The sequence below is a fragment of the Rossellomorea sp. GQ25 genome, from assembly GCF_059758515.1.
In genome coordinates, this window is the sequence record NZ_JCAXEQ010000003.1 from 262,769 (window position 1) to 277,372 (window position 14,604).

Below are 14,604 nucleotides of genomic sequence, written 5' to 3' on the forward strand. Positions count from 1 at the left end.
CGTGTAGCATAGGTGCAATAGGAGGGAGGCTAAAGAGTCTCCCTCTTTTTTACAATAAGGCATCTACATTTGATGACTTTTCTTTTTCTGCATCAATTAGGGGGCCAAGCTGGCGGTACCCTATTCTTAGAAAGATCTTTGAATACGTAAACGTTCTTGCATGTTTAGCTTAAATGTCCCATACGGGTTTACATGGGCATAGATTAATGGTGTTAAGGCTCTGAAATCCTCAGGAGCTAACTTTTGAAGAAGAGATTTGTTTTGTTCCAAAAGTACCTCTTGAATCATCAGTGTATTAATTAACACTAAACAATTTTGAAGAAGATGGAGAGCAAGTACAGCGATTTCTTGATCTTCCATTCGGTTTGTTTGAATTTCTCCTCCTTTGCCGTAGAAAATGAAGCTATTGGCTGAGTTCCAGTTTTCAACGACATTTAACCCTTCATGGATTTCTCTTCGGATTTCTTCTGATGATAAATACTCACAAAGGAAGATTGTTTTTAACACTTTTCCTAATTCACTGAGTGCTCGATACGTTGGATGACCACTGTTGCGAGTGAAACGCTTGAGAACTGCCTCTGTTTCAGCTGTACCCAATCGCAAAGCAGTTGCATATTTGATCATTTGATCATACTGTTGTTCAATTAAACTCCAATTAATCGCTCTTGTTAAAACAGGATGTAAGTTTGGATAAGAGTCTTGCATGCCTACATCCGGACGATACAGTTTTTGCGCATGAATGGCTTTAAATCTCGGCATCAGTTGGAAGCCAAGCAAATGACAAAAGGCGAAGGCAACTTCACTTTGTCCGTGTGTATCCACGTAGTTTTTTTCTACTTCCATATTTGTGCAATGACGAAGTAATCCTTCGATCATAGAAGCAACTTCTGAAGAAGAACAGGATTTTAGTTGCGAATAAATGCATGTAGAGTTCTTTTCCACGTGCCAATAAATCATTACCCCACGTCCTCTATATCGAATATGCCATTCAGTCAACAAGTTCTGATCCCAAGCCCCAAACTTTTTGCTATCAGACGCACATGCGGTTGTTCCTTCACCCCATACTTCTGTTACACGAGTATCTAGAATGGCATTGGTTACCTTTGAAATGGCTTGTCGTAGGTTCTCTTTATGGATGAATTTCCGCCGTACATAAAGTAAGTCCTTGTAACTTTCTCCATGATCGCCAGCCGCAATTCGCTTTAATCCTGTGTTTGTTCCCAATCCATATAAGCAAAGAATGAGTCTTCGTTGCAGTGTTTCCTTATCAAGAATCTCACGATTTCCTAGCGTTTGGAACACATCTGTCAGATGTACACGTAAATCTGCCTCTTTTAAAATATCCAAAAGATTGGTCATAGGCCAACGTTTCATGACTTCTGCCTTTACGAGATTGAGGTTAACTGGTTCAGCCTGTGCCTGTAAAGGTGACACAGAAATCCAGCCATTTCCCTTACTCAAAATACGTACTTGAGAATTATTTTTAACACTTTTATCTAATTTCTCGAGAGCCGTATTCATACCCTGTTTCAGTTCTTGAATGAGTGTTTGTACTTCAAGGGGCTTACGAAGAGCTTCATAATGTTTTTCTCTGTGTTGTTCAAAATCTTTTGGAAGATCTTCCTCTGGGTTTCTATACCGATCTGCTCCTACTACCCATACTTCTTTACAACGTAATCGATCTCGCAGAGCTTGGAGTACACAGATTTCATAATTCATACGGTTTACACGTTTTGTTTCTTTATCAATGACCATATCAATCCAACCTGGTTTAACGATTCCTTCTATTGGGATATAATCCGTTTCATTATATGTATACTGATTGGTAAGTTTATATTGTGTAAGTAAATCAATTGCATCTATCACAGGTCGATGTATATCATTATTGGATCGAAATTCTAGAATATCAAGTAAAGCTGGAACCATTCTTCTGTAATGAGTACCGTAGGAGAATCTCATTACAGTATGTACTTTTTGTTTATAGGTGGGACCTGTATGTTTCATTTCCTTCACAATATCTTTTAATGTATCTTCGCCTACGACAGGAAATAAAACATCTCGCACAATACCGTCTGGTTGTTCCACTGCCTTTTCAGCTATGCGGAACAATACGTTTGTCTTACCACTTACTTTACGAAAATAGCGTAAAAACTCTTTTTCTACTTTTCGTTCCGCCCGAGCACCGATTCGATGAACAATTTGGATGATGAGCTCAACTAAGTTATCCGTAATTTCTCTGCCTCTACACCAAAAGAAAGCTGCCAATAAAGTGTAACGGATTGGATTAGGATGCCTGCGCAACTCTCTAATATCTTCAGAGACAGCTCGCTGTCTATACGTTCGGATCATCTTGGGTGAAACACCGTAGAATAAATTTGGTGGAAGCTGTATATCTCGTACTGTTCGGAGTTTTTCTATCTCCTGAAATAAACTGTCTAACCCGATCCTTCCAGGATCAGATACTAGATCACGGAAACTGAGAATGATTTGATCTTCTACTATCTGTTCTGTATGAGACCAAGTTCGTATAAACGTATCTAACTTAGATTACGAGTGATCAGAAAGTTTAGAGAAAATGGATTGAGCAATCCGTTCCTCATACTGATAAATGGCTGACTTGATGTTTCTCTCTAAATGGTCATGAGCTGGGGGAACAATTTGTTGTTTTCTTAGGTGATGTAGTACATGTTCTCTTACTCTGTCTATCTGTAGCTCCTGAGGTAGGATGTTAGCCTGAAGCCAGGATTTTACTTGTTCCATATCATTAAGGGTACAGTCCCTAAATCCCATGTAATCACGAATTTGAGCACGATGATATTTAATAGACCTTCCATCCCAATCATACTCTTGAAATAAATCCACAGGTACAGCGACTTGCTTGGCAATGTATTGAATAACATCTTTGCTTATTTCCTGTTTCCCTTTTGGAAAACGCCCCCAATATTGAAAGAACTTTAGGAGAACCGCAAACCCAAGTCGTGTTCCTCCATATCTGTTTCCGAGTAAGCGTATTTCTTCTGGAATAACGGTAAAATGTTCAATGAGTTCTTCTAAATCCCAATTTGCTTCACATGTTGTTCCTCCTTATCATAAGTATCAGCAAAATCTTATAGGAATTCAGAATATAAAAAAAGCCCTTAGAGTCAGGACTGTATCATTAAAAAAGATTTACTTTGCCCCTGGTTGCACGAACGCTGGTACTAAGCCTTTTAGCGTTGTAAATCCGCATTTTCCTGACGCTACCCCATAGAGAGTTGTCTGCCCAAAATTTTAATAACATAAATGTAATAATAGAAACAAAAAATATTGAGCAGAAAAGAAATGACGATGAATGGTTTTCAATCGGTTCAGAAGTTGATAACAAACTAAAAAGTATTAGTGACAGATATACTGGGCTAGCATTGGATTTAAATCCTTTGCCTGTAACTTATATATTAAAATCAACTTTTTCACAAGAAGACATTGACACAAATCAACTAGGGCAATGGGTTAAGGAAACGAATAAGATTATTGTTGAAAATAATTTACCGAGCTTATTAAAAGAAAATGAAGTATATGTTATTAAGGTAAGAGGTGAAGACAAAAAAATATTGTACAGTCAAGAGTTTGAATAGTGGTAAGGCTTGTTCCATTAACGGGGGGCAATAACTGAAGATCAGGGGGATTTTGAGTGGAAATATTAATGTCCATAGTAATCGGAATTATTATTATGTGTGCGGTTTATTTAATACTTTCTAAAAGTCTACTTAGAATAATTATCGGCACAGGACTTCTCAGTCACGGGGTTCACCTTTTGCTTATAACAATGGGCGGCTTACCAAAGGGAGAAGAAGCACCTCCCCTACTGGGTGAACATTCTGCAAAAGGATATATAGATCCTCTCCCTCAGGCGTTGATTTTAACTGCGATTGTAATCAGTTTTGGAGTAACTGCATTTTTCTTAGTGTTAGCGTACAGAGCTTATCAGGAGCTCGGAACTGATGATATGGAGAGAATGAGAGAAAACGAGGATCATTGGGCGTAGAAGAGCTATTATTTTTCCGTAAGGTGGGTTAGGGTTGAAATAGTCGTATGATAAGGTTTTTAATTAGGGTGATAGCTGAAGATCAGTCTGACGGTCTTCGGCTTTTTCTTTTTTGCATTAAAGGCCAGGTAAGTTTAATAAGAAATAAATTAGAAGGTATGTCCTGGGTAAGATATTGCTTCATATTAAAAAGGAGGCTATTCAGAATGGAATTCAAATTTAGTGACTTTTCTATTGTTCTCCCTCCTTTCCACATTACAATCATTGCAATAATTATTATTTTCTTTTTAGTAAGGTGGAGTAAGCAATTAGAAACACGTCGTTATACAGTTTTTATTTACTTTTTGATTAGCACACACATTGGTCAAATTTTTTCCCGAAGTACAAAAGAAGGTATCTTCGAGCTATGGGTTCCTTTAGGATTTATAGTAGTTTTCATTTACTTGTTTCTTAGTAAAAGAAACCATCCATCCAAAATGAAAGCCAGTATTTTAGGACTTTGCGTAGCATTTTATCAGTTGATTCTCCAATATGTTGGTTAGTTTTTTTGTATTCAACTAACGGGGGAAATAGCTGAAGATCAGCAAGAGGAGGTCTCCAGCTATTTCTTTCTTCCGTTAAAGAGACAGGTTAATTGAATAATCTTTATTACATAAACCGGCAGGATTACTGAACAAAGGAAGGAATTGAAACAGGGAGATATGGGCGTATTTAAAAAGATAGTTACTCTCCTAAATAGACTCAAGCAAGTGTTTTATTATTATGACGATGAAGATTTTTCGACTTCTGAGAAAGAATATATTGATAATATCAAGAAAGCAAATCCTTATGGACTTTTTGTGTTAATCTTTGGTGGAATTTCATTCGCATTTGGACCACAATATGTCATTTTCCCTATAGTAACTTTGACAGTAGCTATACTTACAATTGGGACATTTGATAAAGAAAAAGAAGACAATACTTGGGCATTTATCTTGGGATCTATCCTATCTCTCATAGGATTATATATGTATATTGTTGGAGTAGCTCATATTCTAAAATTGTAAAAATTATTCTTTTTGAATTTCGTATATTTCATCAAAAGGTGAGTAAACAAAAATCTCCTTTTTCAAGGCATTAAATGAAGTTCAACCTATTCAATGGTACAAAGTAAATAGAAATTAGAATTTAGACTTATTCCATTATAGGGGGCTTTAATTGAAGCAATCAATTTGCTCCTAGCCTTTTTAATTTACTTCTTTAATTTAGTCACAGGTAAGTTGTTCATGTCATGTGATGACGAGAGACAAAAAGTATATGTTATTGAAGAGAAACCACAAGTATAATCAGTATTTTTGCGTCATTTTATCTCTAGATTTGTGTCACAGCAAGCTAAGGATAAAATGATAAAAGAAATTTTCATTATTATAATCAATTAATTTAATCTTTCGAATAGAAATCTAAAATTAAACAATAGGGGAAGATTCCTTACATTTGTGTCAAAATTATAATTGTCTAAACTTTTGTGTCGCTCGTCAACATGAGAACAAAAAAAGACTAATAGTAGATTTTCAGTAGAATGTAATGTTTGCGTGAAAGACAGTTTAACGCAACTAACTAAAAAAAATGAAAAACGCCAAGGACTCTTGATATAAAAGGAACCTTGGCGTTTTTCATTATATCACACGTTACCCAGTAAATTCTCATTAACGACAACAATACTGACATTATAGCTGTGGGGAAGCTAAAGGTGTTAGTGCGAGAAAATACATTTCTGTTTGATTAAAGAGCCATTTCGTATTATAAGGTCAATCAGTTAATTACTGGAGATTAATCAAATAATGGTACTGTAATGGATATGCTTTTAAAAAGGAATGTAAAAGCCTAATCAGCAGGACCGTTTTGGGTGCTGCTGATTAGTATAACGGTGTAATAAAGCTGGAGATACTCAATTATGCAGAAGGTTGCCCTTTTAAGTGTAATCAGGGAATAAGGTTTCATCTCCACGTATTAATGTTCTTCATTATCAATCGTAATAGAGTATATCCTATTAGGATGATTTATTTTGAGTTAGTTGCATTGGATACCGACCGGTCCGTCTGACCCTGTGTAGAGATACGTGTCAGAGATATATCCAATATTCACGACTCCCCGGGAATCTTTCCATTGGATTTGATCCCAAATATTACTGGTTCCATACTTCCCTGTCACAGTTGTACCATAAGAGTAACAATAGTAAGGAACCCTCGATCCACTAGGAATAGAAAGCATAATAGGATAATTTGTACCTGGACCACTACGCATATTTAGTGGAGTACCACTGTTAGTAGAGAGAGTGTAATATTGGAGTGCAAGTGCATTACTAGAAAAAAAGAACAATGATGCTATCACAATGGATAGAATTCCACGCTTTTTTAGTTTACTCATTTTAATCCCTCTTTCTCCTAAATATCATTTGATTTAAGTATTTTAATTGCAGGTAGGGGCTACTTGTCCATCAGATCCAGTAAAGACATAAGTATCGGAAATATACCCTTCTCCGATGAAACTCCATAGATTACTTGTTCCATATTTACCCGTAACGGTTTCTCCACGTTTCTGACAAGTGATGGTTACTTTCTGTCCATCCGCAACCGAGCCTACAACTCCATAATTAGTTCCTGGTCCTGAGCGAACATTAAGTGAAATCCCTGAATCTGTATTAACAGTTCCGGTTACACCCTCAGAAGAGCATGAATTTTTGCTCGTATAGTTCTTAGCACCATAGTAGGTAATTTGAGAACCATTAAATGAAATTTTTTGTGCAGAACCATTATACCGTTGTTCAAAATGAAGATGTGCCCCTGTGACATTACCTGTTTCACCAACTGTTCCAATCTTCTGTCCTTGAGATACGCTTTGTCCATTCGATACATTGAAAGAATTCAAGTGAGCATATAATGTTGACCATCCATTCCCGTGATCAATCACAATATACTTCCCATAACTAGAACTTCCGAGATCCCTGACAGTAACGACCGAACCTGAAGCAGAGGAGACGACTGTATCTCCATGATCATTGGATCGGTTGAAGTCAACAGAATTCAATGGATTATGATTAGTTCGTGTTTGACCTTCCCACACTTGTCCACATGGAAAAGGCATTTGAAAAGAAGGGGAAGCTGCGGATACTTGACTTGTACTAAAAAGTCCTGATCCTAAAAAAAGAATGGCAACTATAAATACCTTAAAACTATTTAACTTCATCTCTATCTTCCTCCTAAAATTTTCATGAAAAATAATCGACTTCTTTCACAACACCCATATCTATCATGTAACACCTCCTTTTTCATAATGCTAACATATAAGTAAAAATTTTCTATGAGTTATTCCTATAATTATATTAGGAAATGATACTTTCCCACTCCTACTCTAGTTTACATAAAGTATTTAATAGTGGGGGCTATAGCTTTAAATCCTGGAATAAGTAGATCAGGGGCTACTTCCGATTACTTATTTATGCTTGTTCCGTAATCGAGCCATTTAATGGAAGAGAGGCATTGCTTAAAGGCTGAATATTTGAAATTATTGGTAGGGTGAAGATTAGAGATACTTATTCAAATAGTATTTAGGAAGTGTCGATTGAATGGATGCAACGCTTGAACTGATAGTAGGCAAAAGTCCAGAATGAGTTTGAGTTGTATGGAGTTCTTGGTTCCGCTTTAAAAAAGATTGGCACGGTCCTAATAACACTATCCAACCTATAAGAGATAAATAGAGACTAATTGAACGAGCAGGGGGAAGGCATGAAAAATATGATTAGGTTTGTCATGATTAACATCAAACGAGAAAGCTTTGACTTTAAAGAATACACAACAGACTAATGGAAAATGTTGAAAAAGGATTAGCAGCAAAAGATGTGGAGTTTTAATGCTTTGCAAACGAAAAATAAACGGGCTGAAATCGGTTATGAACTACACTCTGAACAATGAAGATGGGGGTCATACTTTCGTAGTGGTAAAAACAGTAATTTAATTTAGATTTGATGAATTAGGTCTTATTAGTGAAGTTGTTTCAATAATAACGAATCAAATAATTAGCTAATCAAAGTTGGATTTCAAAAAAGAAAGTGATCTGTATGATTAAATATGGATCAAAATGGAGAGGTATACGATACATACGTATACTTAGTCCTAAAAAATAATAGATAGCGTACTTCTTCAATGAAAGGATAAAAAAGCCTAATTTCTCAGAGTTTATATGAGAAATTAGTCTTTTTGCTTTAAGATATTAATCCTTAATTTTTTATCTGAACCTACCCTCTAATATGGTCCCTAACTTATAAATTCACACTAATAAATGGTTATATTTCTACGGTTAATATCAGATAGTTTAAAACTAATAATTACTACTATGGACTAAAATCACCATAATTATAAGCTCTGAACCACAAAAATTAACTTCTATCTGCTTTCCTTATACTAAATAACGTAATAAGTACTATGGATAGATAATCTAAATTACTCATTACATAATTTATGTAAAAAAGTATAATTTTAGTCGAATTGTGTAATTGTTTGAATGTTCTAAAGAAATTAAAAAATGCCACTATACCAAGTGAATAGTTTGTGAAGGAGGATGGAATCGTGAAAAAGAGAAAGTTAAACAGACGTAAATTTTTGGGATACCTAGGAGCTGGTTTGGTAACGTTAACTGCCGCTAGTTTGCCTGTCAAAGCTTTAGCGAGAATGAACGAAACAATGGATTCACCCACGGCAGATCCAGAGGATTTACCGAAAGAACCTGGTACATGGGGGGATACCATTTTAGAAATGGAGGTAGAACTACCTCAAGACCCAAATGTACTTCTAATGGATGTAGAGGCTATCTATAAATTAAATCAATGAACAAATTCGGGAGGTAACTTTTATGTCTTTACGGGTGAACATGGTCAATACAGCCATTTCTCAGATTGGAACATTGGAAGGAAGTAATAATGACAATAAGTATGGGAGATGGTTCGGTTTAAACAATCAGCCTTGGTGTGCGATTTTTGTTAGCTGGTGTGCTGCGAAATCAGGGAATATGGATTTCAATGGGGAGCATCGTCCACTATTCGCCCGCAGTGCTGCTGTTAGAGAGCATCGGTGGTTTCATGAAACTTTTGGTGAGTATATGTCCAAATCTAGATTCATTGATTACATCGGAAATGACCCTAATCGGGCTCCTAGGGCAACAGGGTGTCTTATATTCTTTAGTGGAGATTCACATATTGGCATCGTAGAACAATATTATCCTGGTGAACAAGCAGTGTTAACGGTAGAAGGAAATACCTTCGTCCCTTCCAAAGGAGAACATATTCAGGGAGTGTTTCGTCGATATCGCCGTCTATCGGATTCGAAAATAGTGGGCTTTGCAATACCTTATTACGAATTTTATACTAGCTCGTCCCCTGGGACGGGTGATGGAGCAGGTGGTGCAGTCAAACCGACCCAACCCCCTTATGGTAACAGTGGAACTGGAGATAACCCTACTTCATTCCCAGGAGGAAGATATTTCTACATTGGTGCTTATAATAACTATGTCACGCTGTTAGGGAAAATGCTTATAAAGGCGGGATATGGTAGTTACTATCAAGTAGGAGCTGGACCTCGATTTACAGAAACAGACCGCCAAGCTTGTGCTGCTTTTCAAAGAGCACAAGGCTGGAGTGGAAGTGGTGCAGATGGTATTCCTGGTTCGTCCACTTGGGAGCGCCTTTCTACCATTTATTATGGTAGCGGAGGGAGTGGCGGAAGCAACTGGCCTCCAGCATTTCCGGGTACACAATATTTTCAGGCTGGCGCCTCAAACCAATATGTGAAATTATTAGGAGTTCAGTTAGTGAAGGCAGGATTTGGTCGACACTATTCCGTCGGGCCCGGTCCTGCTTGGAGCGAAGCCGATCGACTAAATTGTCAAGAGTTTCAAAAAGCTCAAGGGTGGACAGGGAGCGGTGCGGATGGATATCCAGGTCCGACGACTTGGCAAAGATTGTTTGAGGTTGTTGGGAGTGCTCCAAATGTATCAGAATTTCCTGGAAGCCACTTCTTTGGTCCTGGGGCAAATAACGAGTACGTCACCGCCATGGGTAAGCGATTAATAAAAAAAGGGTTCAGTCAATATTATACTGTTGGGGCAGGTCCTAAGTGGAGTGAGGCAGACCGTCAAGCATGCGCTGCCTTCCAAAGGGCACAAGGTTGGTCCGGCAGCGATACCGATGGTATTCCTGGCCCTTCAACATGGCAAAGGCTATTCGCTTAAGAAAAATTTAACAGAAAGGAAATGATAACATGCCAAACATTGGAGTTCCTGGATTAATCCTTATATTAGTCATTGCTCTTATCATCTTTGGTCCTTCAAAACTCCCAGAAGTTGGACGTGCTTTTGGTAACACATTAAAGGAATTTAAAAACGCGACCAAGGATCTAGTATCTTCGGATTCTAAAAAGGAAGATAATAATTCTTAATTAATTGAATTAAAAAGTAATAGGTTTATAATGCTTTTCCAAAAAAGGTGTCAGGACTACTAACATCATACTTAGATGCCCCTTTATATATGATATACATAGTAGTTCCGACCACCTTTTGACAGCTGTATTTTCCATTTTAAGAGGTGAACAAATGATTGATGAGGAAATTGAATTAATTGCCCATTTAGAAGAAATGAGGAAAAGAATCATTTATGTCCTTTGTAGTTTTTTACTCTTTTTCATTTTTTCTTTTATTTTTGTAGAACATGTTTATGATTGGTTAGTAAAAGACCTAGAAATTAAGCTTGCCTTACTTGGACCAGGAGATATATTGTGGGTTTATTTTAAAATTTCGGCTATTTTTGCGATTGCTCTTACTACTCCTCTAACTGCTTATCATGTTTGGAGATTTGTATCTCCAGCCCTTCAAAAACATGAAAGAAGAGCAACGTTTATACTAATACCAGCTTTATTTATACTGTTTATTATCGGAATTTCTTTTGGATATTTTCTTGTATTTCCTATTGTTCTTTCATTCATGCAAGAATTGGCTAGCGATGGATTCCAACAAATTTACACTACAGAGAAATATTTCAGTTTTCTAATTAGCTTGACAATTCCTTTTGGTTTTTTGTTTGAACTGCCAGTCATTATTCTTTTTCTAACGGCTATTGGAATATTAAATCCACGAACATTAAAAAAATTCAGAAAGATCGCCTACTTTGTCATTACGATAATATCTGTATTAATGACACCTCCAGATTTTATTTCAGACATACTCGTTCTAGTTCCACTTATACTCATTTATGAACTAAGCATAAGTTTATCCTCCTTCATCAATCAAAAGAGGATTCAGAAAACAAAAGAAGTTATTTAATATGTTAGACTAGTGTGTTAACACAAAGTATTGGTTTTACTACTATTGACTTAAATAGAATTTGGGCAACAGTTGTGAAGAAGAATGTAGCATCATCTAAAGTGGGGAACCTTTGAAGATGTAGAATACTATGGCTTGTTAAAAGACACTTTTACATCTACTTATACATTTAAATAGGCGAATGCTGATCAAAGTTCCCTCTAGAACCTTCACATAAAGGAATTTCAACAATTTTGTTTGGGAAAATTGATCAGTCCAAACTCTATCTTCCATTATAGTGGGAGTTTGCTGAATATATTAGCCGCCCCTAGCTTGTTCAAGTACAGAGCAGGATTGTTGAATAATAATAAAAACTCTAGTGATAGGTCACTTTTGACCCATAGAGCCAAGCAAATAAATAGATCATCTTGACCTCATAGAGGACGAGATGATCTATTTAGAAATTCTCTAATTTCCTCAACTGAAATTCCTAAAGTACGAGCCTCAATAATGAGTTAAATCCATTCTTTGTCTAGTTCATTTTCACAAGTATTTGCAGTAGTCAACATATTACCCTCCTAAAATATGTACTATTCTAGGTAGCTCAGCCGTCATTGCTGTTATAACCTTAGACCTGTAGCTTTGCGTCCCAATCTTTCGAAAGGTTTGCCATTTCACTAAAACTTTACAACTATGTAAAACAATAGTAACACTACCGTTAACTATAATGAATTTAATATAAAACAAAAAGTTCGACAACAATTTCAGTTTATGTCGCACTTCGACGATAAACTTCAGTAAAGATTATATTTGTTTCTTCAGCTAAACCAGCTAATAGTTTGTCAACATTTTTCAATAAAAACTCAAAATAACTCATGTTATACTAAAAATACGCATGCCAAATAACCTTCCGCAGACGTATGTTTGGAAGGTTTTTTCTTATTTAGATGGAAATCTTAATTAGGCTATATCTTGGAAAGTGGTTCTGTTTTTTAATATGACATAGATCCAATGTAAGAGCTTATTTACACAAGCAATGACGGCTACTTTATAAAGTTTGCCTTCTTCACTCTTCTTATCGTAAAACGCTCTTAATCTTTTGTTTCTAGGGATGATTTCATCCGTTGTTTTCTGTTTTCGACAGTCCCGAATACCAGAGCGAACAGCCATATCTAAGGCGTGCCTTAATCTGCTTGATCCTCGTTTTGTAATGCGAACGAGAGTAGCTTTAAACTTACCTGATTCAAACACTTCTGGATCAACTCCTGCGAATGCAACAAGCTTTTTGGGGTGATTAAACCGGTCTATCTCACCAATTTCAGAAATGATCGTGGCGGCGATCTTTTCTCCGATACCAGGGATAGATTGGATAATCTTAAATTCTTCAACTTCCTTTGCGAGAGTATCTATCTCTGTGTCCAACCTAGATAGATGCTCTTTGTATTGAAGAAGCATATTGATATACATACCAAGACTCAGTAAATGACTCTGATAAAGTGTCTTCTTGAATTGGTTTCGTTCTGCAGCTTTCTTAAATTCTTGAACTTTTTCTTCTGCCCATCTCTTAGACCGATTGTTACTGAATTCCTTGATTTTATTTGCTAACGTATCTTCACTAACATCTAAAATATCTTTTGAAGCAGGGAATTCCTTTAGAATAAGCAAAGACACGACGGAATATAAGTCACCAAAAACTCCTCTGTATTCAGGAGAAATTTGATCTAGTACTGCTTGAAATTGCAGCTTGGTTTGAACATATAAGTTGCCTGGTGAGATTACGAAGATTTAAGAGTTGAATACCACGTTTTTTATATGGTTCTAAATCCTCTTTGTAGTAAAGCTCACAAAGACGATAGGCATCGATGGCATCGGTTTTAACTTTTCGTAAACTAGAACTTTTAGCTCTATGAGAGATTAGTGGATTAACAATGATTAATAAATAGTGATGGTGCTCCAGAAACTGAACAACGGGTGCGTAATAATGCCCGGTAGCTTCTAAAACAACCGAAGGTTGAATACCGGTTTTATCTTTTACACTTTCCAAAAACTCAAGTAATTCTCCTAGCCCATCCAAATCATGTTTGATACTAAAACTTTTACCGTAAGGTTTGCCCTTATCTAAAAAGGCCTGTACCTCACTTTCACCTTTTGAAACATCCAGACCTACGACTAGATTCATTTTAAATCTCCTCCTCTAATTCAACTTGCCAGTAACCCCTAATTCCTCCTAGTAGTATCATAGCTTCGCTTATTATACGGGATCAATACGCCCCAACCAGCCTCAAACATGTTTCTATAAGTAGGGGGGACAGTATAACTGACGGGATCTAAGTCCCAAGGGCAGGAACGTCCTCCCCCGGCTACCTAAAGAATAACCTATATAAAATAGGCCAACCAGAATTAACTGATTGACCTTATAATACGAAAGGGGCAGCATTCCTGTTATGAAGAAAAATGGGGTTTGAACAAAAAAATAACCTCTTGGTATGATATGAGTGTCCTGAGCTGGCCAGCAAAACGGACAAAATCATATATACCAGGAGGCCTACAAGATGAATTATAACCAAAATCAAAAGATTGCTCAAATTACTTATAGGAGTAGACATTGCGAAATTCAAGCATGTCGCACGTGCTCAAGACTTCAGAGGATTGGAGTTTGGCACACCTTGTCACGTTGAAAATACACAAGCTCACTTCGAGCTTTTAATAGGTTGGATCAAGCAGCTAATGGACGAAAATGAAATGGACAAGGTGATTATTGGCATGGAACCTACAGGACATTACTGGCTAAATCTCGCTCATTTCCTAAAAGAGAAAGGGATTAAGTTTGTCGTGGTGAATCCCATGCATGTAAAGAAGTCCAAGGAATTGGATGATAACTCACCAACCAAAAACGATGTGAAAGATGCCAAAGTTATTTGGCATTCGTGAAGGCTCAAAAATGGCTAAATTAGAGCTCCGCACCTTACTAGAAAAGTATGAGTTGATAATTGAAAGGTTCGAAGAGTTAGATTCTGATATTGAAGAGCTTCTCCTCTGTGAGAATTGGGAGGGTTGACCTCCATGAGAAATGTGGAGATCCACCAGTGCGACCATACTTTTACTAGTTAACCACTTTTTGGATTGAAGTGGCTGGGGAGGTTAGCTTTCTTTCTCTCTATATGCCCAAAATTACCCTTACTTTCAACATCTATCCATACTTCAAATGTCTTACGTAAATAAATCTCATAGAAATATTGAGAATAAGCGAGAAA

Annotated in this window: 11 protein-coding genes, 3 pseudogenes and 1 riboswitch; of the genes and pseudogenes, 9 read left to right on the forward strand and 5 right to left on the reverse strand. The window is 36.7% G+C overall.

The window, feature by feature from the left end:
* Positions 1-126 precede the first annotated feature (126 nt).
* Both AC6CIB_RS12100 and AC6CIB_RS12105 read right to left on the reverse strand, forming a co-directional pair.
* Positions 127-2,529 (reverse strand): Tn3 family transposase, encoded by a 2,403-nt coding sequence (locus AC6CIB_RS12100; RefSeq protein ID WP_498281402.1) that lies wholly within the window; start codon positions 2,527-2,529, stop codon positions 127-129.
* 18 nt (positions 2,530-2,547) lie between these two features.
* Positions 2,548-3,045 (reverse strand): annotated as a pseudogene (locus AC6CIB_RS12105) (DUF4158 domain-containing protein); the annotation flags it as partial.
* Positions 3,046-3,254: 209 nt separating this feature from the next.
* Between AC6CIB_RS12105 and AC6CIB_RS12110 the strand changes: the two are divergent.
* The 4 genes from AC6CIB_RS12110 (at position 3,255) to AC6CIB_RS12125 (ending at position 5,070) form a co-directional block, all read left to right on the forward strand.
* A complete protein-coding gene (locus tag AC6CIB_RS12110) occupies positions 3,255-3,614 on the forward strand; it encodes a hypothetical protein (protein ID WP_498280976.1) in 360 nt (119 codons plus the stop codon).
* Positions 3,615-3,670: 56 nt separating this feature from the next.
* The gene (locus AC6CIB_RS12115) at positions 3,671-4,024 is read left to right on the forward strand and encodes a Na(+)/H(+) antiporter subunit C (protein ID WP_498280978.1); all 354 of its coding nucleotides are present in this window, start codon (positions 3,671-3,673) and stop codon (positions 4,022-4,024) included.
* A 206-nt stretch (positions 4,025-4,230) separates the two neighbouring features.
* Positions 4,231-4,566, forward strand: coding sequence for a hypothetical protein (locus AC6CIB_RS12120; protein WP_498280980.1), 336 nt, complete (start codon positions 4,231-4,233; stop codon positions 4,564-4,566).
* Positions 4,567-4,710: 144 nt separating this feature from the next.
* Complete coding sequence (locus tag AC6CIB_RS12125) at positions 4,711-5,070, forward strand: cell division protein FtsK (RefSeq protein ID WP_498280982.1); 360 nt, start codon at positions 4,711-4,713, stop codon at positions 5,068-5,070.
* A gap of 1,003 nt (positions 5,071-6,073) precedes the next feature.
* Here AC6CIB_RS12125 and AC6CIB_RS12130 read toward each other — a convergent pair.
* On the reverse strand, positions 6,074-6,430 hold the full coding sequence (locus AC6CIB_RS12130) for an SH3 domain-containing protein (protein WP_498280984.1): 357 nt from the start codon (positions 6,428-6,430) through the stop codon (positions 6,074-6,076).
* A 42-nt stretch (positions 6,431-6,472) separates the two neighbouring features.
* The gene (locus tag AC6CIB_RS12135) at positions 6,473-7,249 is read right to left on the reverse strand and encodes a M23 family metallopeptidase (RefSeq protein ID WP_498280986.1); all 777 of its coding nucleotides are present in this window, start codon (positions 7,247-7,249) and stop codon (positions 6,473-6,475) included.
* Between the two features lie 1,379 nt (positions 7,250-8,628).
* Here AC6CIB_RS12135 and AC6CIB_RS12140 point away from each other — a divergent pair.
* The 4 genes from AC6CIB_RS12140 (at position 8,629) to tatC (ending at position 11,371) form a co-directional block, all read left to right on the forward strand.
* A complete protein-coding gene (locus AC6CIB_RS12140) occupies positions 8,629-8,889 on the forward strand; it encodes a twin-arginine translocation signal domain-containing protein (RefSeq protein WP_498280988.1) in 261 nt (86 codons plus the stop codon).
* 22 nt (positions 8,890-8,911) lie between these two features.
* On the forward strand, positions 8,912-10,285 hold the full coding sequence (locus tag AC6CIB_RS12145; RefSeq protein ID WP_498280990.1) for a peptidoglycan-binding protein: 1,374 nt from the start codon (positions 8,912-8,914) through the stop codon (positions 10,283-10,285).
* Between the two features lie 29 nt (positions 10,286-10,314).
* Positions 10,315-10,491 carry a twin-arginine translocase TatA/TatE family subunit gene (gene tatA / locus AC6CIB_RS12150; protein WP_498280992.1) on the forward strand — a complete coding sequence of 59 codons (177 nt, stop codon included), beginning with the start codon at positions 10,315-10,317 and terminating at the stop codon, positions 10,489-10,491.
* 154 nt (positions 10,492-10,645) lie between these two features.
* A complete protein-coding gene (gene tatC, locus AC6CIB_RS12155; RefSeq protein WP_498280994.1) occupies positions 10,646-11,371 on the forward strand; it encodes a twin-arginine translocase subunit TatC in 726 nt (241 codons plus the stop codon).
* A 574-nt stretch (positions 11,372-11,945) separates the two neighbouring features.
* A riboswitch (cyclic di-GMP riboswitch) is annotated at positions 11,946-12,031 on the reverse strand.
* A 279-nt stretch (positions 12,032-12,310) separates the two neighbouring features.
* On the opposite strand, the pseudogene AC6CIB_RS12160 reads toward tatC, so the two are convergent.
* Positions 12,311-13,529, reverse strand: a pseudogene (locus AC6CIB_RS12160) (IS110 family RNA-guided transposase).
* Positions 13,530-13,902: 373 nt separating this feature from the next.
* Between AC6CIB_RS12160 and AC6CIB_RS12165 the strand changes: the two are divergent.
* Positions 13,903-14,269, forward strand: a pseudogene (locus AC6CIB_RS12165) (IS110 family transposase); the annotation flags it as partial.
* Positions 14,270-14,604 lie beyond the last annotated feature (335 nt).

Bases quoted from the DNA above. Each gene is read 5' to 3' on its own strand.
- tatC (WP_498280994.1), top strand. From the start codon at position 10,646: ATGATTGATGAGGAAATTGAATTAATTGCCCATTTAGAAGAAATGAGG.
- AC6CIB_RS12130 (WP_498280984.1), bottom strand. From the start codon at position 6,430: ATGAGTAAACTAAAAAAGCGTGGAATTCTATCCATTGTGATAGCATCA.
- tatA (WP_498280992.1), top strand. From the start codon at position 10,315: ATGCCAAACATTGGAGTTCCTGGATTAATCCTTATATTAGTCATTGCT.
- AC6CIB_RS12135 (WP_498280986.1), bottom strand. From the start codon at position 7,249: ATGAAGTTAAATAGTTTTAAGGTATTTATAGTTGCCATTCTTTTTTTA.
- AC6CIB_RS12120 (WP_498280980.1), top strand. From the start codon at position 4,231: ATGGAATTCAAATTTAGTGACTTTTCTATTGTTCTCCCTCCTTTCCAC.
- AC6CIB_RS12145 (WP_498280990.1), top strand. From the start codon at position 8,912: ATGTCTTTACGGGTGAACATGGTCAATACAGCCATTTCTCAGATTGGA.